Below are 17387 nucleotides of genomic sequence, written 5' to 3' on the forward strand. Positions count from 1 at the left end.
CTTGCGTGAATGACGGGGATCGCCACGGACACCGCATGGCACAACGGCTCGACGGACAGGCGATACCGACCCGCAAGCGCAAGTTGCGGCTGTTGGGCAATACCGCGGCCCGGGGCTCGCTGGAGCATTTCGCCCTCTTTGCCGCTTTCATTGGCATTTACTGGGCCTATGCCGGCCTGGGCCGGGACGTATTCTTCAACAAGCTCAACGATCCCACAGCCTATGACCCCATCGGCGCGGTCATAAATTACCTGCGCCTGCTGTCCTGCGTCATCGGTATCGTCGTCGTCACGACGCATACGACGATCAACTGGGCGATCTCACGCATTCCCATGCAATTCGCTCCATTCATGATTTTCGCGCTCGCCTCGGCATCCTGGGCAGATGCCCCAATGACCACGTTCCAGAATGCGGTGGTCGTCTGCGCGATCTGGATCTCGGTTTCCATGGTCATGCACCGCCTTGGCGCTGCCGACACCGTCCGGGCCGCGCTTCATCTGATCGCGGTCGTCTGCATAGCCAGTTTCCTGCTCGCCGTTCTCGTTCCCAGCATCGGGCGGCATACCGGCCTGGAGGCGGTTCAATACGTCCATGCCGGCCGCTGGCGCGGGATCTTCGGCCATAAGAATGGCCTGGGTCCCTGGGCGGCCTATGGCACCGTCTTCCTCTTCACCCATTCCTGGATGGCGGGAGGACCGCGGCTTTACTGGTGGTTCGCCCGGATCAGTGCCATCGCCTGTCTGATTTTTGCAGAGTCTTCCACGGCCGTGGTGATGGTGCTCGCCATGATCTCCGCCTGGGCCATCCTGCAGTTGCTCAGGCGCAATTCGGCCGGCTTCGTCGCCACCCTTGTCGGAGGCATCGCGGTCAGCGCGGCCATTCTCTATTACTTCGCGGGCGAAGCTCTTTTCGAATTCCTCGGCAGGGATTCAACCCTCAGCGGGAGAACCCTCGTCTGGAACCTCGCGCTGCAACAGTTCTGGGAGCGCCCGCTGACAGGGCATGGCTACCTGAGCCTCGGCGGCGAGACATTTCTGGTTCTGCTCGAGCAGGCTATCCAGCAGGCGATCCTCGGTGCGGAGAGCGGGTATCTGACGCTGCTGCTCGATCTCGGCCTGATCGGCTTCGTCCTGTTTTTTGTGCCCTATTTCGGCGCCATGCGAAACGGCTTGGAATGGCTTCCCTTCGTCGGCCGCGAAGACCGCGGCGCCATCGAATTCATGCTGATAACGCTGTTTTGCGTGCTTGTTCACGCCATAACGGAAACCGGCGCGCTGCTTGCGGTGGGCTTCGACGGCGTCGTGAGTTTCGGCGCGCTGTTCTTCCTTGCCACCCTGCCGCGCTCTCCCGAGAGCATCATGCGCCGCGAGTTCCGCAAAACCCGCAATTGGCGCCGGGACAAGGCGCCAGCCGTCACGCCCGCGCCCCAGACCGGCGGCCCCAGAAAGCTGGGCGGCTTGTTCGACCACCCGCCGAAGGCAGGCTAGAACACCAGACGAAAGCTGCTATCCCTCCCACATATCTCGGCTGTCGCGGCTCCTTCCGGTACAGGGCACAGTGATCTCAAGCATCGGTCCGAAAAGTGGAATGCGGTTTTCGGGAAAAGCCGATGCAAAAACAAAGAGCTAGATCATCGGGTCGGATACAATATCCGGGCCGATGGTCTAGGGTGCCTTACATGCTTCGCCGAAAGGGCTTCGCCCGACTTGCCCTGCTGATGTTGCTCTTGCTTGTCGGCGCAGCACTGACCGGCATCGGCCTTGCTCCCGTAGCCCCACCGCCTCCTCCCGAAAGCGTGGCGACACCGGCGCCCCCGGAACCTCCCCAGAAGATTGTCGATCGCATACCCGAGGCGATCAGGGCGCAAGCCGGGGCCGACCTTTCCGCTATGCCCGAATTCGCCCTCGCGGCCCCGTTCGTCTCGGCAAGCGGCACCATATTGCTGCGAGGCACTGACATGGTCCGCCTCGATGGCGTCGAAGGGCCCGGCGCCTCCGATGTCTGCCTCGACGAGACCGGCGCCAAATGGGCCTGCGGCCTGCAGGCCCGCGCCGCCCTTCACAATCTGCTCGCCGGAAGCACTCTATATTGCAAGCCGCGCCAGTCGCTGGGGCCCGATCAGTATACCAGCCGATGCGTCCTCGGCTCCGTCGGAGGAAGCAACTGGACGGACAGGGATCTGGCTTTCCTGCTGGTCGAACTCGGATGGGCGCGCCCGACGGGCACAATGATCGAGCGCCTCGCCCCCTACGCCAGGGCTGCCCAGCAGGGAAAGCTGGGTCTATGGCGCGGGGACTGGTCGATAGCCCCGCCGGCCCGCGTCAACTAGTAGAACGAAGTCCGACCGGAACGATTGGTATCCCGCCGCGCTAATGCATCGGCCCGAAAAGTGGAATGCGGTTTTCGGGAAAAGCCGATGCAAAAACAAAGAGCTAGATCATCGGGTCGGATACGATATCCGGTCCGATGATCTAACGCTTGTCGATCTGGCGATCGGCCAGGACATCCTCCAATGGCGAGGCGATGATGGGGTCGACGCAGAGCGACTTCGCGCTCCGGGAGCTTCCGGCCTCAAGGCCGATCGAACGGCTGACGAAGGATTTGTAACCAAGCCAGGAACTGATGACGCGCCGGCAGCCGCCGCAGGATACGGCTGCCTCATCGGCGATATCTGCCGGAAAGATGATCGAGGGAGAACCGCATTCGCAGCAAGCGAACTGGGCTTGCGCCGGCATATAGGTCATTCAACTGCCTCATCGCTGCATCGGGCGACAAGGCGGCGGCAATATCGAGGCCACCGTCCTTGTCCTTGCACGCCGATATGCGGCGCTCTCGATGAACCGGGCCAGAACAAGACCCTGGCGCCGTTGTCGTCCAGCGTCATCGGCTGAACCACATCCCGCCAGCCCGCTTTCGCCCCGATCGATTTGAGCTTGCCCAACGCCGCAAATCACCCGACAAGTCAGGCATCGCGGCCAATATCGGGCGCGACTGACGGGCCGCGCTGTTGCGCCGTTCGAGGCAGGGAGCCCGGCGCTCTCAAGTCGTCGATCGAGTAACATGGCGGGGCCGGCTGGGCGCCCCGGGCGCAGGCGGTGTGCTTGGATATGAACGCCCCCATTCGACGCGTGCTGCTGACGGGAGCTGCTGGCTTCGTCGGCTTTCATGTCACCGAGGCGCTGCTGGGCGAGGGCGTCGAAGTCCTCGGCATCGACAACCTCACTCCCTATTACGATCCCGCATTGAAGCAGGCGCGCCTCGACCGGCTGCTGCCGCGCAACGGCTTTTCGTTCGAACCCATCGACATCGCCGATTACGACGTGCTGCAGGCCGCCTTTGCCGCGTACAAGCCCGATGTCATCATCCATCTCGCGGCACAGGCCGGGGTGCGCTATTCGCTGGAGAACCCGCGCGCCTATGCCAGCTCCAACCTCGACGGCTTCCTGTCCATCCTCGAGGCCTGCCGGCACAATCCCGTCAGCCACCTGATCTACGCCTCGTCGAGTTCGGTCTATGGCGCCAATGCCAAGGTTCCGTTCAGCGAGCATGACGGCGCCGACCATCCGGTCTCGCTCTATGCCGCGACCAAGCGCGCCAACGAATTGATGGCGCACAGCTATGCCCATCTTTACGGAATACCGGTGACCGGCCTGCGCTTCTTCACGGTCTACGGACCCTGGGGCCGGCCCGACATGGCCTATTTCAAATTCACCAAGGCGATCCTCGAAGGGCAGCCCATCGACGTCTATGCCGAAGCCGAAATGAGCCGCGACTTCACCTATGTCGACGACATCCGCGAGGCGATCGTGCGGCTCGCCTCATTGCCGCCGGCATCTGATCCCGATTTCGACAGGCTGGCTCCCGATCCCGCGACGGCCGCAGCGCCCTACCGCATCTACAATATCGGCAACCACACCCCGGTGCGGCTCGACCGTTTCATTGCCGTGATCGAAGACGCCTGCGGCAGGAGCGCGATCAAGCGCCACCTGCCGATGCAGCCCGGCGATGTCCGCGCGACCTATGCCGATGTCAGCGGGCTCGCAGCCCGCGTCGGCTTCAGGCCGGACACGTCGATCGAAGAAGGCATCGCGCGCTTCGTCGCCTGGTACCGCGACTTCTACAAGGTCTAGCCGGTTCTCTCGCCGAGAACCCGCGCGTTCGCCTTCGTTGGAGCGTGCTGAATTCACTCGGAAACACTGGGCCATCCCGGGCTTGACCCGGGATCCATTCCGGACCGCTTGCGGTCATCGTTCAGGCATGGATTCCGGCTCTGCGCGCAGTCTATCCTTGGGCCGACCGAAGGTCGGACCCGCGGGCTCCGGCCGGGATGGCCCGCACTTCCACAAAAACGCAGCAGACTCTAGGTCCGCGCGTAAACGTCTTCCAGCCGGATGATGTCGTCCTCTCCGGTATAGCTGCCGACCTGAACCTCGATGAGCTCAAGCTCGATCTTGCCCGGATTGGTCAGGCGGTGGGTGCAGCCGATCGGCAGGTAGACCGACTCGTTCTCATGGACGTGGCTGATTTTGCCATCGACCGTGACCTCAGCCGTTCCGCGCACGACGACCCAGTGCTCGGCGCGATGGAAATGCTTCTGCAGGCTGAGCAACCCACCTGGCTTGACGTTGATCCGCTTGACCTGGAAACGCGCACCGAGATCGATGCGCTGATACCAGCCCCAGGGCCGATACATGCGCAGATGCTCGGTCGCTTCGCGCCGCCCCTCGCTTTTCAGCCGCTCGACCAGCGTCTTGACCTTGCCGGCCGCCGCCTTCGACGTCACCAGAACCGCATCGCGCGTCGCCACCACGACCACGTCCTGAAGTCCGATCACGGTTGTCAGCATGTCTTCGCTGCGCACCAGCGAGCCCGTCGTGTCGATCGCGACAACCGGGCCCTCCAGGACATTGGCCTCGGGGTCCTTCGGCTTGACGTCGTAGATCGAATCCCAGGAGCCGATATCGGACCAGTCGAAGCTCGCCGCGAGCACGCCGGCATATTTGGTCTTTTCCATCACCGCATAGTCGATCGAGACTTTGGTGGCGTGGGCAAAACCGGCCGCATCCAGCCGCAGGAAATCGAGGTCGGTCTTCGCAGCCATGACAGCCGCCCGCGCACCTTCCAGAACCTCAGGCGCATAGGCCGCGAGTTCTTCGAGCATGGTGGCAGCGCCGAAGACGAAATTGCCGCTGTTCCACAGGAAGCCCTGCTCGATATAGCGTCCGGCCGTTGCGGCATCGGGCTTCTCGACGAAGCGCGCCAGTCTGTTGGCCTTGGGCACATCCAGCGACGGGCCGGGCTCCAGATAACCGTAACCCGTCGCGGGGTGCGTCGGGACGATGCCGAGCGTCATGATCAGCCCGGTCCCGGCAAGCCCGGCCGCCGTGATGCAATCGGTCCGGAAGCTGTCCGTGTCGACCACGACATGGTCGGCCGCGAGCGCAATGCAGACCGCATCGGGCGACCGCCGGCTCGCGAGCAGCGCGCCGACGGCGATCGCCGCCGCCGAATCGCGCCGTTCCGGCTCAAGGACGATCTCGCCCACGACACCGACGGCCTGCATCTGCTCGGCGACGACGAAGCGGAACTCGTGATTGGTGACGATGATCGGCCTGTCGAAGCGGTCGTCCTTCATCCTAAGCAGCGTCGCCTGGAAGGTCGACAGCCCGTCCCCCAGCAGCGCGATGAACTGCTTCGGCATCGTGTCGCGCGACAGCGGCCAAAGACGCGTGCCGGACCCGCCGGCCATGATCAACGGTACAATCGATGAGGTTGTCATTGGCTTCCGCAGTAGCTGGTCATGTTAGGCAGGGCTGTAGGACGCACCTTAAAACGAGGAAGCGTCCGGATCATATGGGAACCTGTACAATGCTTTGGTTCATCATGAATCGGCTCCCTTGTCAGCGGCAGCGACATGTATACGGAGAAGTACCTCCAACGCCGTCGCGGCATCGATGCAAGCAACGGGCCGCGCTCAAGCCGCCTGCCCGACTCCCTTGGCGGCGGGCTCAAGCACGCCGCGGCCGATATCGACATAGGTGAAGCCCTTCGCGCGCACCTGCTCGGCACGATAGACATTGCGCAGATCGACCAGGACGGCCGCGTTCATCAGGCTCCGCACCCGATCGAGGTCGAGCGCACGGAAGATGTTCCATTCGGTGACGATCACCGCCGCATCGGCCCCCGCCACGCATTCATAGGCGTCGGCGCAATAGATTACCTCGGGCGGCAACAGCGCCTTTGCCTGCTCCATGCCTTCCGGATCGAAGGCCCTGATCCGCGCGCCCGCGTCCTGCAAGGCCGTGACGATGGAGAGTGACGGCGCATCGCGCATGTCGTCTGTGCCGGGCTTGAAGGTCAGGCCGAGGACCGCGATGGTCTTGTCGCGAACCGAGCCGCCGCAGGCCGCCACCACCTTGCGGCCCATGGCGCGCTTGCGCTGGTCGTTGACGGCCGCGACCGTCTCGACGATCCGCGTCGGCGTGCCATAATCCTGCGCGGTCTTGATCAGCGCCAGCGTATCCTTGGGGAAGCAGGACCCGCCATAGCCCGGCCCGGCATGCAGGAATTTGCTGCCGATGCGGTTGTCGAGGCCCATGCCGCGCGCGACATCCTGCACATTGGCGCCGACCTGCTCGCACAGATCCGCCATCTCGTTGATGAAGGTGATCTTCGTGGCGAGGAACGCATTGGCCGCATATTTCGTGAGTTCGGCCGTGCGCCGGCTCGTGTTCAGGATCGGCGCGCTGTTGAGATAGAGCGGCCGGTAGACGTCGCCCATCACCCCTTGCGCGCGCAGATCCTCCGTGCCGATGACGATGCGGTCAGGGCGCTTGAAATCCTCGATCGCGGCGCCTTCGCGCAGGAATTCGGGGTTCGACACGACGGCGAAATCAGCCTCGGGACGAAGCTCGCGGACAATGCGCTCCACCTCGTCGCCGGTCCCGACAGGCACGGTCGATTTCGTCACGATCACGGTGTAGCCGTCCAGCGCCTGCGCGATCTCGCGCGCGGCGGCATAGACATAGGAGAGATCGGCGAACCCATCGCCCCGCCGCGAAGGGGTTCCGACAGCGATGAACACCGCATCGGCCCGCGAAACGGGACCGCTGAGGTCGGTCGTGAAGGACAGCCGTCCCGCAGCCGCGTTCGTCTTGACGAGATCGGCGAGACCCGGCTCGAAGATCGGAATCTCGCCCCGCTTCAGGGCTTCGATCTTGCCTTCCAGCTTATCGATGCAGGTTACGTCATGGCCGAAATCGGCAAGGCAGGCCCCGGAGACCAGGCCGACATAGCCCGATCCTACCATTACGATCTTCATCGGGAACTCCTCGGCAACCCGTGACGTTCATCTCGCTATTGCGAGAGACCTTAGCCCGCCCGGCCCGAGCTTGCGAGGAGTTTTGCGGCGCAGACGAGGCAACACCAATACCCCAGGGAGAGTGCGACGGTCTCTACAGGACTTCCCGCACGCGCAGTCGCGTCGAATCCATATGGCGGCCGATGACATCGGCCAGGGCGTCCGCATCACGCTGCTTGAGTGCGATGATCATCTCCTCATGCTCCGCCACTGCCCCTGCCCATTTCACCGGCCCCTCATTGCCGATGAAGCGCAGCCGCTTGATTCGTGCCTGCAGCGTCTCGTGCATCTCGACCAGCACGGCATTGCCGGAGGCGGCCACGATGGCACTGTGGATGGCCTGGTTCAGCTTGAAATATTCGAGCCGGTCCTTGGTCTCGTAGAGCTCGATCATCCGCTTGTGCAGGATGTGGATGGCCTCGATCGTCTCGTCGCTGGCCAGTTGGCAGGCCATCCGCCCGCCCAACTGTTCGAGCGTCTTCAGGACCTGGAGGATCTGCGTGAGGTCGGCGTCGCTGAACTTGCGAACGAGCGCGCCCTTGGCGGGCAGGATCTCGACCAGCCCCTCGCTGGTCAGGGTCTTGATCGCCTCGCGCAAGGGTGTGCGGGAGACGCCGAGCTGGGCCCCGAGTTGCCCCTCATTGATGCGTTGGCCAGGCGCGAGCCGACCTTCGATGATCATGTCGCGCAGGCGCTCGAGCACCTCCTCATGCAAGGTGCGACGCATGATCCTCGGGTACTCGGCTATCGCATCGCTCATTGTGCCGCCATGGCTCCTCTATGGGCATCGTTTACGGCACGCGGCTCCGACGCTGTCAAACCCGCCTCCTCCATCTCCCTGACGAACAGCGCGTCCTGGCGCTGCCGCATGGCCAGCAGCGCCGAATCCTCGGGGATTGCGACATCGCCCAGCATGATCGGCTCGCCGGCCTTGATGGCGCGCGTCAATACGCGGTCGGCGACGAGATAGAACGGCGCCGGTCTGTCGGCCGCCAGCGCGGCGGCAGGCCTCACCTGCGCGCCGACGCCATCGATGCTGTGATGGTGCCCGCCCATCGCTAAAATCGTGCCCGCCGCAAGATCGCGTTCCGCCACGGCGATCAGGTCCTGGCGCGGACGATAATCGTCGCCATAGCCCGAGCGCCCGAGCCCAGCCGCATCGAGAATGCTCGTGGCCGCCTCGACCCCGAGGAGATGCCTTGGCAGATACAGCATGGCCGTGCCCGCGCTGCGGCTGACGACATGGCCCTTCTCGGCAAGCATGGCCCAGGTCGTCTCGTCCTCGCAGCGTACCACGATAAAGACCCCGCCAGCGAAGCTCGCCTCTTCCGCCAGGCGCAAATGGTGGAAGACGTCGATCCGCCGCGAACCCTGCATCAGGCCACCACGCGAGGCTTCGGCGAACAGGTCTGCGATCTCGGGGACGCGCGCGGGCGGCGCATGGAAGCCGGCGGTGTCGGCAACCAGATCGGTGGCGTTGGCGACGAGTGTCATTTCGCAGAGGTCGGGCACCGCCCGCAGCGGAAAGGCCTGGCCGAGAATCCGCGCCCGCTCGACCGAGGTCGCGACGACCGAACGCTCGCCCGGCAGCCAGTGACCGAGCAGTTCCGGCAGCAGCTTGGTGACGCCATTGCAACTGACCGCACCGGTCGCGGCGTCGAGCACGAAATCATATTCGCTCGATTTGCCGGCCGCGATGATCTCGAGCCCCAGCACTTCTGCCCAGGTCACGAGCGCGATCAGCAGGCTCGGCTGGTCGCCATCGACAGGCGTGACGACGACGCCCTTCTGCTGCGCAAGTCTGGCCAGCCCCGGTCCGACGACGCTGTCGGCCTCCTTCGAGACCAAAGCGACATGCCGCCCCGCCTCGATCGCCAGCAGGCTGTGCCGCACCGCCGGCTCAGGCGCGCCCGTCGCCTCGACCAGCATCGAGAACGGGAGGTCGAGCACGGTTTCGAGCCGCCCTGCCGCCACATGACGGCCAGCATCCCAGGCTGCGCGCGCCTCGGCCGGTGTCTCGCACAACACGATCTCGCTGGCCGGGATGCCCGCCGACGCGAAAGCGCGGCCCGCTGCCTCTGCCGTGACGTCCACCGCGATGCGCGCGTTGACGAGCCTCACCCGGCGCGCCTGTGCGATGAAGCTACGGCCAAAGCCGCCGCTGCCGACAAGGCAGGTCTCGATCGGCTGGGTGATCCCGGCGTAATGCGCGTGAAAGTTCAAGGCCATGCTCCTCCATCGGCGACCATCCCGGCAGGACAGGCCGCGCCTTTTCGACATTCCTACAACAAGGCGATTATGCTGCATACAGCATACTTGATGGCGGCAGAGGGTCGTGGTAGCCAAAGGCCGATCAGACACTGCCAATCAGACACTCTTTGGAGGATGCCCCTTTGGACAGCGATGCAAACAGCCGGCTTCCGGTAATCGCCGTCGCCATGGGCGACCCGTCCGGCATCTCGCCTGAATTGACCGCCCGCATCCTTGTCGAAGCCGACCTGCGCTCGGCCGCGCGCTATGTCGTGTTCGGCGACAAGCGCCTGCTCGATCTCGGCGCCAAGGACGGCAATGTCGATCCCGACGTCAGCGTCATCCGCAAGGGCGAGCCGATGCCCGCAGCCGGCAGCAAGCCGGTCTTCGTCGACCTCGCCAATCATGATCCGGCCGACCTTCAGCGCGGCAAGGCGACGCTCGCCGGCGGCACCGCCGCGACCGACAATTTCCGCCACGCCCTGCAATTTGCCGCCTCAGGCCAGGCCGACGCGGTGTTCTTCACGCCCTTCAACAAGGCGGCGATGCGCTTCGCCTATCCCGGCTATGACGACGAGATCCGTTTCGTCCGCGATGCCATCGGTTTCGAGGGGCCTGCAAGCGAATTCAACGTCCTCGACAAGCTCTGGAATGCGCGCGTCACCTCGCACATCCCGCTCTCCGAGGTCGCCGCCAACATCACGCAGGAGCGCATCCTGCGGGCGCTGACGCTCGCCGACGCAAATCTGCGCGCCGCCGGTTTCAACCCGCCGCGCATCGCGGTGGCCGGCATCAATCCCCATGCCGGTGACGGCGGCAATTTCGGCCGTGACGAGATCGACACGATCGAGCCCGCGGTTCAGGCAGCCAAGGCCAAGGGCTTCACCGTCGAGGGGCCGTTCCCCTCCGACACCGTGTTCCTGCGCGCCAAGAACGGCGATTTCGACGCCGTTTTGACCATGTACCACGACCAGGGCCAGATCGCGATGAAGCTGATCGGCTTCGATCGCGGCGTCACCCTGATCGGCGGCTTCCCCTTCCCGATCTGCACGCCCGCCCATGGCACGGCCTATGAGATCGCCGGCAAGGGCATCGCCAATCTCGGCGCCACCCGCGCCGCGCTCTCGCTCGCCATCAAGATGGCGCAGGACGGAAAGGCGAAGGCCAAAGCCGCAGCCTGAAACCGTCGATCTAACCAAAGGCGGCCACTTCAAGAGCCGCCTCTCAACCCAAATCATCAGGGAGACGCATATGAAGTCCTACAAGATCACAGCGGCCCTCGCTGGCGCCTTCGCTCTCGCTGGCATCAGCGCCGCGCAGGCCTGGCAGCCGACCAAGCCGGTCGAGTTCGTCGTGACCTCCGGCGCCGGCGGCGGCACCGACAATTTCGCCCGCATCATCCAGTCCATCATCGCCAAGCATAAGCTGATGGACCAGCCGATCGTGGTCGTGAACAAGGGCGGCGGCAGCGGCGCTGAAGGCTACGTCTATGGGAAGGGCGCCAAGGGCGATCCGAACCGCGTCATCTTCGGCACCAACAACGCCTATCTGCTGCCCTATGTCGCCAAGCTCGGCTACAAATTCTCCGACCTGACGCCGGTTGCAGCGCTGGCGCTCGACGAGTTCCTGCTCTGGGTCAATGGCAGCGCGCCCTTTACGGACGCCAAGACCTATGTCGAGGCCGTCAAGGCCAAGCCGATGGGCTTCAAGATGGGCGGCAGCCAGTCGAAGGACACCGACCAGACGTTGACCTCCATGATCCAGGACGCCACCGGCGCCAAATGGATCTATGTGCCGTTCCAGGGTGGCAGCGCGGCAGCCGTGCAGCTCGCCGGCGGCCATATCGACTCCAACGTCAACAACCCCAACGAGAATATCGGCCAGTGGAAGGCCGGACAGGTGAAGCCGCTCTGCGTCTTCTCGCCGGTCCGCCTCGCCAAGAGCGATGCGGTCTTCGAGGGCAAGGGCTGGGGCGACATCCCGACCTGCAAGGAAGCCGGCCTGCCGCTCGAGACCTTCCAGATGCCGCGCACCGTCTGGCTGCCGGCCGAAGTCCCCGCCGACGCCGTCGCCTTCTATGCCGACTTGATGGAAAAGGTCAGCAAGACCCCGGAATGGCAGGAATTCGTCACCCGCACCGCGCAGACCGGCCGCTTCATGAAGGGCAAGGAACTGAACGATTTCGTCGCCAAGGACGAAGCCGCCAACAAGAAGGTGTTCGAGGCCGAAGGCTGGGTCGCCAAGTAAGCTGACCAGCGCGCTCCTCGTCATTGCGAGCGCAGCGAAGCAATCCAGAGCCGCTCGCGAGCCCTCGTGGATTGCTTCGTCGCTTTGCTCCTCGCAAAGACGGCACGCGGGCCCGGCCGACCAACCCCACTTCCGTGACCATGGGGAGACCGACTGCATGATCACCCGCTTCTGGGCCGAAATCATCACCGCGCTGGCGACGCTCGCTTTCGGGCTCGTCATCGTCAACGGCGCGCTCGAATTCGGCATCGGCTGGGATTCGTCGGGCCCGCAGCCCGGCGCCTTCCCATTCTACATCGGCGCGCTGGTGGCATTGGCGAGTTGCGGCACGCTTGCATTGACCGTCGGCCGCAAAGTCGCCGGCAACGTACCTCTGGACGATAATTTCCTCGATGGCGTGCGCGCCAAGCGCGTGGCCTCGTTCCTGCTGCCGCTCATCGCCTTCGTCGTGCTCAGCGTCACGCTCGGCATGTATGTCGCAACGATCGTCTATCTCGTCTTCACGATGCGCTTTCAGGGTGGCTATGGCTGGCTCCAGACCCTGGCGACAGCGCTGATCACAGCAGCGTTCTTCTATCTCGCGCTCGAGAAGTTCTTCCAGATCGGCCTGCTCAAGGGTCCCCTCGAAACGCTCATCGGCCTGTGATCGGCTCGACAACGAAAGCGGTGCCGTAAGCCATGGATAACGTCGCCAACCTGATGCACGGCTTCTCGGTCGCGCTGACCACGCACCACATCCTGCTGATGATGGCGGGCGTGCTGCTCGGCGTCCTCGTCGGCGTGCTGCCGGGGCTGGGAGCGCCCAACGGCGTCTCGCTCCTGCTGCCCCTGACCTTCAGCATGGACCCGGTCTCGGCGATCATCCTGCTGACCTCGCTCTATTGGGGCGCCCTTTTCGGCGGCTCGACCACCTCCATCCTCTTCAACATCCCCGGTGAACCCTCATCGGTCGCGACGACCTTCGACGGCCACCCCATGGCCAAGCAGGGCCGGGCGACGGAAGCGCTCTCCTTCGCCTTCCTCTCGGCCGGCTTCGGCGCGCTGGCGGGCGTCATCCTGATCACGCTGCTGTCGGGCTGGGTCGCGAAATTCGCGCTGCGCTTCTCGTCGCCCGAGTATTTCGCCGTCTATTTCATGACCTTCGCCAGCTTCATCGGGCTCGGCGGCTCCTCGCCGCTGAAGACCGTCGTCTCCATGGGCATCGGCTTCACGCTCGCTTCGATCGGCATGGATTCGGTCTCCGGCAATGTGCGCCTGACCTATGATTTCGACGTGCTGCTGGCCGGCGTCAGCTTCCTGATCGCGGTCATCGGCCTGTTCGGCATCGGCGAATTGCTGCTGACCATGGAAGAGGGGCTGAAGTTCGAGGGCGTCGCCGCCAAGGTGCGCATCCGCGACGTGGTGGTCACGGCGGCCAAGCTGCCGCGCTACTGGCTGGCCCTGCTCCGCTCGAGCCTGATCGGCATCTGGATGGGCATCACGCCCGGTGGCCCGACGGCTGCCTCCTTCATGAGCTACGCCATGGCGAAGCGCTCCTCCCGCAACCCGGAGAAATTCGGCAAGGGCGAGCCGGAAGGCGTGATTTCGCCCGAGGCCGCCGACCATGCCGCGGGCTCCGCCGCCATGCTGCCGATGCTGGCGCTGGGCATTCCGGGCTCGGCGACGGCCGCCGTGATGATGGGCGGGCTGATGATCTGGGGCCTGAATCCCGGCCCAACTCTGTTCACCGACCGCCCCGATTTCGTCTGGGGCCTGATCGCCTCGATGTATCTCGGCAATGTCGTCGCCGTCGTCGTCGTCCTGGCGACCGTGCCGCTCTTCGCCTCGATCCTGCGCATCCCCTTCTCGATCATCGGGCCGATCATCGTGGTGATCTGCTTCATCGGCGCCTATACGGCGGCGAGCAAGGAGTTCGACATCTGGCTGGCGCTCGCTTTTGGCCTCGTCGGCTACGTCTTCAAGAAGCTCGACTACCCGATCGCGCCGCTCGTGCTCGCCATGGTCATCGGCGACAAGGCCGAGGATGCCTTCCGCCAGTCGATGATCTTCAGCCAAGGCTCGTTGAAGATCTTCTGGTCGAACCCGCTGGTGGCAACGCTGATGTCGATCGGGCTCATCCTGCTGCTGATGCCGCTCATTGGCACCGCCGTCCGCCGCTTGCGCGGGCGCCGCGCCATACGCACGGTGTGACACGAGTGCCGAGTCTCATGATGAGGCTCGGCCCGTTTCAGATTGCCAGCGGCAGAAGCCCGCACCGAGCACCTGCGCCGGCGCCTAGAACAATGATTTAATTAGTCTTTCTTGTAGATTCGCCACGCCTCTATCGCTTCAGGAATTTGCATGCAAGATACCCGCGCGTGGCCGTTTCCCTGACATAGAGCTGCGTTCCGCCGCCCCTCACTTGCCTGCGACGAAACATGCCCCGCCCGACGCCGTCCTCTGCTCTCGAACGCCTGCGCGTCCTCGATCTCTCCCGCGTCAGGGCGGGCCCGACCTGCGCGCGCGTCTTCGCGGATTTTGGCGCCGATGTGATCAAGGTCGAGAGCCCGCCCGGGCTCGATCCCAACGAGAACATGAGCGGGCCGCGCCACGGCTACGACATGCAGAACCTGCATCGTAACAAGCGCTCCCTGACGCTCAATCTGAAGACGCCGGAAGGCAAGGCGATCCTGCTCAGGCTGATCGAGAGCGCCGATCTGCTGATCGAGAATTTCCGCCCCGATGTGAAGGACCGCCTCGGCCTCGATTTCGAGACGCTGCATAAACTCAACCCGCGCCTGATCCTGGTGTCGGTCTCCGGCTTCGGCCAGAGCGGCCCGTACCGGACGCGGGCCGGCTTCGATCAGATCGCCCAGGGCATGGGCGGGATGATGTCGGTCACTGGCTTGCAAGGACAGGGGCCGGTGCGAGCGGGCATCGCGGTGGCAGATTCCGCCGCCGGCCTCTATGGCGCGATCGGCGCGCTGGTCGCGGTCACCGAGCGCGAAACCTCCGGCAAGGGCCAATGGGTGCAGACCTCGCTGCTGGAAGCGCAGATCGCGATGATGGACTTCCAGGCGGCGCGCTTTCTGGTCGAGGGCACGGTGCCGCCCCAGGCCGGCAACGACCACCCCTATTCGACGCCGATGGGCGTCTATGCGACGCGCAACGGCCATATCAATATCGGCGTCGGCGCGGAGGGGCACTGGCGCTCGTTCTGCAAGGCGATCGGCCATCCCGAACTCGGCGAGAACCCTGTCTACGACAACATGGAAAAGCGCTTCGCCAGGCGCCCCGAACTGCGCGTCCTGATCGAGAGCATCCTGAGCCAGCGCGACTCCGCCGACTGGCTCGCCGCCTTCGAGACGCACGCCGTCCCGGCAGGGCCGATCTACGCCGTCGACGAGATGTTCGACGATCCGCAGGTCCAGCATCTGGGAATTGCGCAGCCCGTGACGCATCCTGTACTCGGCGACATCCGCGTCGTGGCTGAGCCCGTGTCGCTCTCGCGCACGCCCGCCAGCGTGGCGACGCCGACGCCCGAGGCCGGCGAGCACAATGCCGAGATCCTGGCCGAGCTCGGCTACGATCAGGCCGATATCACGCGGCTGAAGGGCCTCGGCGCGATCTAAGGGAGTTCCCACGCATGAACGACGAGCTTCTCTATGAAATCCGTGACGGCATCGGCTTCGTCACATTGAACCGGCCGCAGGCCCGCAACGCGCTGACCTTCGCGATGTATGAGCGCCTCGCCGAGATCTGCGGCGATATCGAGGGCCATGGCGCACCAAAGGTCCTGGTCCTGACGGGGGCCGGCGAAAAGGCCTTCGCGGCAGGCACCGACATCTCGCAGTTCCGGGACTTCAGGACGCCCGAGGACGCGCTCGCCTACGAGACCAGGATCGATCGCGTCATGACCACGATCGAGAGCTGCCCGATCCCGACGATCGCGGCGATCTCGGGCGCTGTCACGGGCGGTGGCGCCAGCATCGCCTGCGCCTGCGACATGCGCATTGCGACCCGTTCGGCCCGCTTCGGCTTCCCCGTCGCGCGCACGCTCGGCAACTGCCTTTCGATGAGCAACTACGCCAGGCTTGCGACCTTGCTCGGCCCCGCCCGCGTCAAGGACATCGTCTTCACCGCCCGGCTGGTCGAAGCCGAAGAGGGCCACCAAGTCGGCCTCTACAACGAACTCGTCGCCGATCACGCAGGCTTGATCGCCCGCGCCACCGAACTCGCGACGACGATCGCAGGCCATGCGCCGCTGACCCTGCGCGCGACCAAGGAATCGCTGCGCCGCCTGGCGCTCGAAGGCCGCCACGCCGAAACCAGCGATCTCGTCGTCATGTGCTATATGAGCGCCGATTTCCGCGAGGGCATGGAAGCCTTCCTCGGCAAACGCCCACCGAACTGGCAAGGCAAGTAGGCTGGCTCGGCCCACGCTGCATGCAAGAAATTGAGTTTAATGGCGGCCCCAGCTCACTCGATTTCTTCATGCGAATAACGCCCTTGCAATGGCAAAAGGGCGCAAAGGCGGACTTATCTAAAATTTGAACATATACCGAAACGGCGGTGTAGCGGTTGGCGTCCTATCCAGGTCTCGAACGATCCTGGAGGATACGATGCTGATCTATGTGGGGATATTCTTCCTGTCCTGCACCGCCATTTTTCTTGAACTGGCAGATCGCGCACCCACGATCGATTGATCGCTATTTGTCCCGCGCCGCGCCCCAAAAGAGTGCGCCGCGCGATGCTTGGACGACCCGCTCACGCAGAGCGGAAGAGGGGCTGACTCGACTGCCCCCTTGAGACCCGGCCTTAAGACCAGCCCGGCCGCCATTTGGCGAATTCCGCCTTCGTCTCGGCATTCGCCGGATAGAGGCCGAAGATGCCCTGCCCCGCGCGGACCCGCTCCTCGACGAAATCCTCATAGGCCGTCTGCTCATAGGCCTCCGCCGCGACCTCATTGGCGAGATGGGCCGGGACGACGCAGACCCCTTCGCCATCGCCGACGATGATGTCGCCGGGATAGACCGGCACGTCGCCGCAGCCGATCGGGGCGTTGATGTCGAGCGCGTGATGGCGGATCAGGTTGGTCGGAGCGCTCGGGCGGTTGTGATAGGTCGGGAACGCCATCGCCGCGATCTCGGGGCTGTCGCGAAAGCCGCCATCTGTGACCACGCCCGCCACGCCGCGCTGCATCAGCCGCGAAACCAATATGCCGCCAGCCGAAGCCGCGCGCGCATCCTTGCGGCTGTCGATCACCATGACATGACCCGCCGGGCAATCCTCGACGGCCCGGCGCTGCGGATGCTGCGTGCCCTCGAACATGCCGAGATGATCGATATCCTCCCGCGCCGGAATATAGCGCAGCGTGAAGGCCTCGCCGACCATGCGCGGAGCCGCCGGGTTCAGCGGCCGGACATCCTGGATGAAGACGTTGCGGAAGCCGCGCTTGAACAGGGCGGTCGTCAGCGTGGCGCTGGAAACGCGCTTCAGCTTCTCGCGGTTTTCGGCTGTCAGGGTCGTAGTGGTCATCAATTTAAAGTCC

General features: G+C 64.5%; 15 protein-coding genes. 9 read left to right on the plus strand and 6 right to left on the minus strand.

Features of this window, described 5'->3' with window-relative positions; genetic code table 11:
* Positions 1 to 35 precede the first annotated feature (35 nt).
* Both C4S73_RS17675 and C4S73_RS17680 read left to right on the plus strand, forming a co-directional pair.
* Positions 36 to 1487 (plus strand): O-antigen ligase family protein, encoded by a 1452-nt coding sequence (locus C4S73_RS17675; RefSeq protein ID WP_103873825.1) that lies wholly within the window; start codon positions 36 to 38, stop codon positions 1485 to 1487.
* Between the two features lie 191 nt (positions 1488 to 1678).
* A complete protein-coding gene (locus C4S73_RS17680) occupies positions 1679 to 2329 on the plus strand; it encodes a thermonuclease family protein (protein ID WP_146071394.1) in 651 nt (216 codons plus the stop codon).
* Between the two features lie 142 nt (positions 2330 to 2471).
* On the opposite strand, the gene C4S73_RS17685 is transcribed toward C4S73_RS17680, so the two are convergent.
* Positions 2472 to 2744: a hypothetical protein gene (locus tag C4S73_RS17685; protein WP_103873827.1), complete on the minus strand. Its 273-nt coding sequence runs from the start codon at positions 2742 to 2744 to the stop codon at positions 2472 to 2474.
* A 363-nt stretch (positions 2745 to 3107) separates the two neighbouring features.
* Between C4S73_RS17685 and C4S73_RS17690 the strand changes: the two genes are divergently transcribed.
* Positions 3108 to 4130: an NAD-dependent epimerase gene (locus C4S73_RS17690; protein ID WP_103873828.1), complete on the plus strand. Its 1023-nt coding sequence runs from the start codon at positions 3108 to 3110 to the stop codon at positions 4128 to 4130.
* Between the two features lie 230 nt (positions 4131 to 4360).
* On the opposite strand, the gene C4S73_RS17695 is transcribed toward C4S73_RS17690, so the two are convergent.
* The 4 genes from C4S73_RS17695 to C4S73_RS17710 all read right to left on the minus strand — a co-directional run bounded on the left by C4S73_RS17695 (position 4361) and on the right by C4S73_RS17710 (position 9583).
* Entirely contained in the window at positions 4361 to 5779 is a 1419-nt protein-coding gene (locus tag C4S73_RS17695) for a mannose-1-phosphate guanylyltransferase/mannose-6-phosphate isomerase (RefSeq protein WP_103873829.1), read from the minus strand.
* Between the two features lie 195 nt (positions 5780 to 5974).
* Positions 5975 to 7321, minus strand: a complete 1347-nt coding sequence (locus C4S73_RS17700) for a UDP-glucose dehydrogenase family protein (RefSeq protein WP_103873830.1) — start codon at positions 7319 to 7321, stop codon at positions 5975 to 5977.
* A gap of 133 nt (positions 7322 to 7454) precedes the next feature.
* On the minus strand, positions 7455 to 8120 hold the full coding sequence (locus tag C4S73_RS17705) for a GntR family transcriptional regulator (protein ID WP_103873831.1): 666 nt from the start codon (positions 8118 to 8120) through the stop codon (positions 7455 to 7457).
* Entirely contained in the window at positions 8117 to 9583 is a 1467-nt protein-coding gene (locus tag C4S73_RS17710; protein ID WP_146071395.1) for an SAF domain-containing protein, read from the minus strand. The genes C4S73_RS17705 and C4S73_RS17710 overlap by 4 nt, the downstream gene beginning before the upstream one ends.
* 215 nt (positions 9584 to 9798) lie before the next feature.
* Between C4S73_RS17710 and C4S73_RS17715 the strand changes: the two genes are divergently transcribed.
* The 6 genes from C4S73_RS17715 (at position 9799) to C4S73_RS17740 (ending at position 16262) form a co-directional block, all read left to right on the plus strand.
* Positions 9799 to 10791: a 4-hydroxythreonine-4-phosphate dehydrogenase PdxA gene (locus C4S73_RS17715; protein ID WP_103873961.1), complete on the plus strand. Its 993-nt coding sequence runs from the start codon at positions 9799 to 9801 to the stop codon at positions 10789 to 10791.
* 70 nt (positions 10792 to 10861) lie between these two features.
* Positions 10862 to 11857: a Bug family tripartite tricarboxylate transporter substrate binding protein gene (locus tag C4S73_RS17720; protein ID WP_103873832.1), complete on the plus strand. Its 996-nt coding sequence runs from the start codon at positions 10862 to 10864 to the stop codon at positions 11855 to 11857.
* 157 nt (positions 11858 to 12014) lie between these two features.
* Positions 12015 to 12503, plus strand: coding sequence for a tripartite tricarboxylate transporter TctB family protein (locus tag C4S73_RS17725; protein WP_103873833.1), 489 nt, complete (start codon positions 12015 to 12017; stop codon positions 12501 to 12503).
* A gap of 32 nt (positions 12504 to 12535) precedes the next feature.
* Positions 12536 to 14047 carry a tripartite tricarboxylate transporter permease gene (locus C4S73_RS17730; protein WP_103873834.1) on the plus strand — a complete coding sequence of 504 codons (1512 nt, stop codon included), beginning with the start codon at positions 12536 to 12538 and terminating at the stop codon, positions 14045 to 14047.
* A 227-nt stretch (positions 14048 to 14274) separates the two neighbouring features.
* On the plus strand, positions 14275 to 15468 hold the full coding sequence (locus tag C4S73_RS17735) for a CaiB/BaiF CoA transferase family protein (protein WP_103873835.1): 1194 nt from the start codon (positions 14275 to 14277) through the stop codon (positions 15466 to 15468).
* A gap of 14 nt (positions 15469 to 15482) precedes the next feature.
* Positions 15483 to 16262, plus strand: coding sequence for an enoyl-CoA hydratase/isomerase family protein (locus C4S73_RS17740; protein WP_103873836.1), 780 nt, complete (start codon positions 15483 to 15485; stop codon positions 16260 to 16262).
* 392 nt (positions 16263 to 16654) lie between these two features.
* Here the strand turns inward: C4S73_RS17740 and C4S73_RS17745 are convergent, their stop codons facing one another.
* A complete protein-coding gene (locus C4S73_RS17745; protein ID WP_103873837.1) occupies positions 16655 to 17374 on the minus strand; it encodes a ribonuclease activity regulator RraA in 720 nt (239 codons plus the stop codon).
* Positions 17375 to 17387 lie beyond the last annotated feature (13 nt).

Origin of the sequence: Allobosea lathyri (assembly GCF_900108245.1) — a bacterium.
Lineage (GTDB): Bacteria > Pseudomonadota > Alphaproteobacteria > Rhizobiales > Beijerinckiaceae > Allobosea > Allobosea lathyri.

Excerpts from the sequence above, each read along its gene's own strand:
- C4S73_RS17695 (WP_103873829.1), bottom strand. The coding sequence starts at position 5,779 with ATGACAACCTCATCGATTGTACCGTTGATCATGGCCGGCGGGTCCGGC.
- C4S73_RS17720 (WP_103873832.1), top strand. The coding sequence starts at position 10,862 with ATGAAGTCCTACAAGATCACAGCGGCCCTCGCTGGCGCCTTCGCTCTC.
- C4S73_RS17685 (WP_103873827.1), bottom strand. The coding sequence starts at position 2,744 with ATGACCTATATGCCGGCGCAAGCCCAGTTCGCTTGCTGCGAATGCGGT.
- C4S73_RS17690 (WP_103873828.1), top strand. The coding sequence starts at position 3,108 with ATGAACGCCCCCATTCGACGCGTGCTGCTGACGGGAGCTGCTGGCTTC.
- C4S73_RS17700 (WP_103873830.1), bottom strand. The coding sequence starts at position 7,321 with ATGAAGATCGTAATGGTAGGATCGGGCTATGTCGGCCTGGTCTCCGGG.
- C4S73_RS17735 (WP_103873835.1), top strand. The coding sequence starts at position 14,275 with ATGCCCCGCCCGACGCCGTCCTCTGCTCTCGAACGCCTGCGCGTCCTC.
- C4S73_RS17730 (WP_103873834.1), top strand. The coding sequence starts at position 12,536 with ATGGATAACGTCGCCAACCTGATGCACGGCTTCTCGGTCGCGCTGACC.
- C4S73_RS17740 (WP_103873836.1), top strand. The coding sequence starts at position 15,483 with ATGAACGACGAGCTTCTCTATGAAATCCGTGACGGCATCGGCTTCGTC.
- C4S73_RS17725 (WP_103873833.1), top strand. The coding sequence starts at position 12,015 with ATGATCACCCGCTTCTGGGCCGAAATCATCACCGCGCTGGCGACGCTC.
- C4S73_RS17675 (WP_103873825.1), top strand. The coding sequence starts at position 36 with ATGGCACAACGGCTCGACGGACAGGCGATACCGACCCGCAAGCGCAAG.
- C4S73_RS17745 (WP_103873837.1), bottom strand. The coding sequence starts at position 17,374 with ATGACCACTACGACCCTGACAGCCGAAAACCGCGAGAAGCTGAAGCGC.
- C4S73_RS17680 (WP_146071394.1), top strand. The coding sequence starts at position 1,679 with ATGCTTCGCCGAAAGGGCTTCGCCCGACTTGCCCTGCTGATGTTGCTC.
- C4S73_RS17705 (WP_103873831.1), bottom strand. The coding sequence starts at position 8,120 with ATGAGCGATGCGATAGCCGAGTACCCGAGGATCATGCGTCGCACCTTG.
- C4S73_RS17715 (WP_103873961.1), top strand. The coding sequence starts at position 9,799 with ATGGGCGACCCGTCCGGCATCTCGCCTGAATTGACCGCCCGCATCCTT.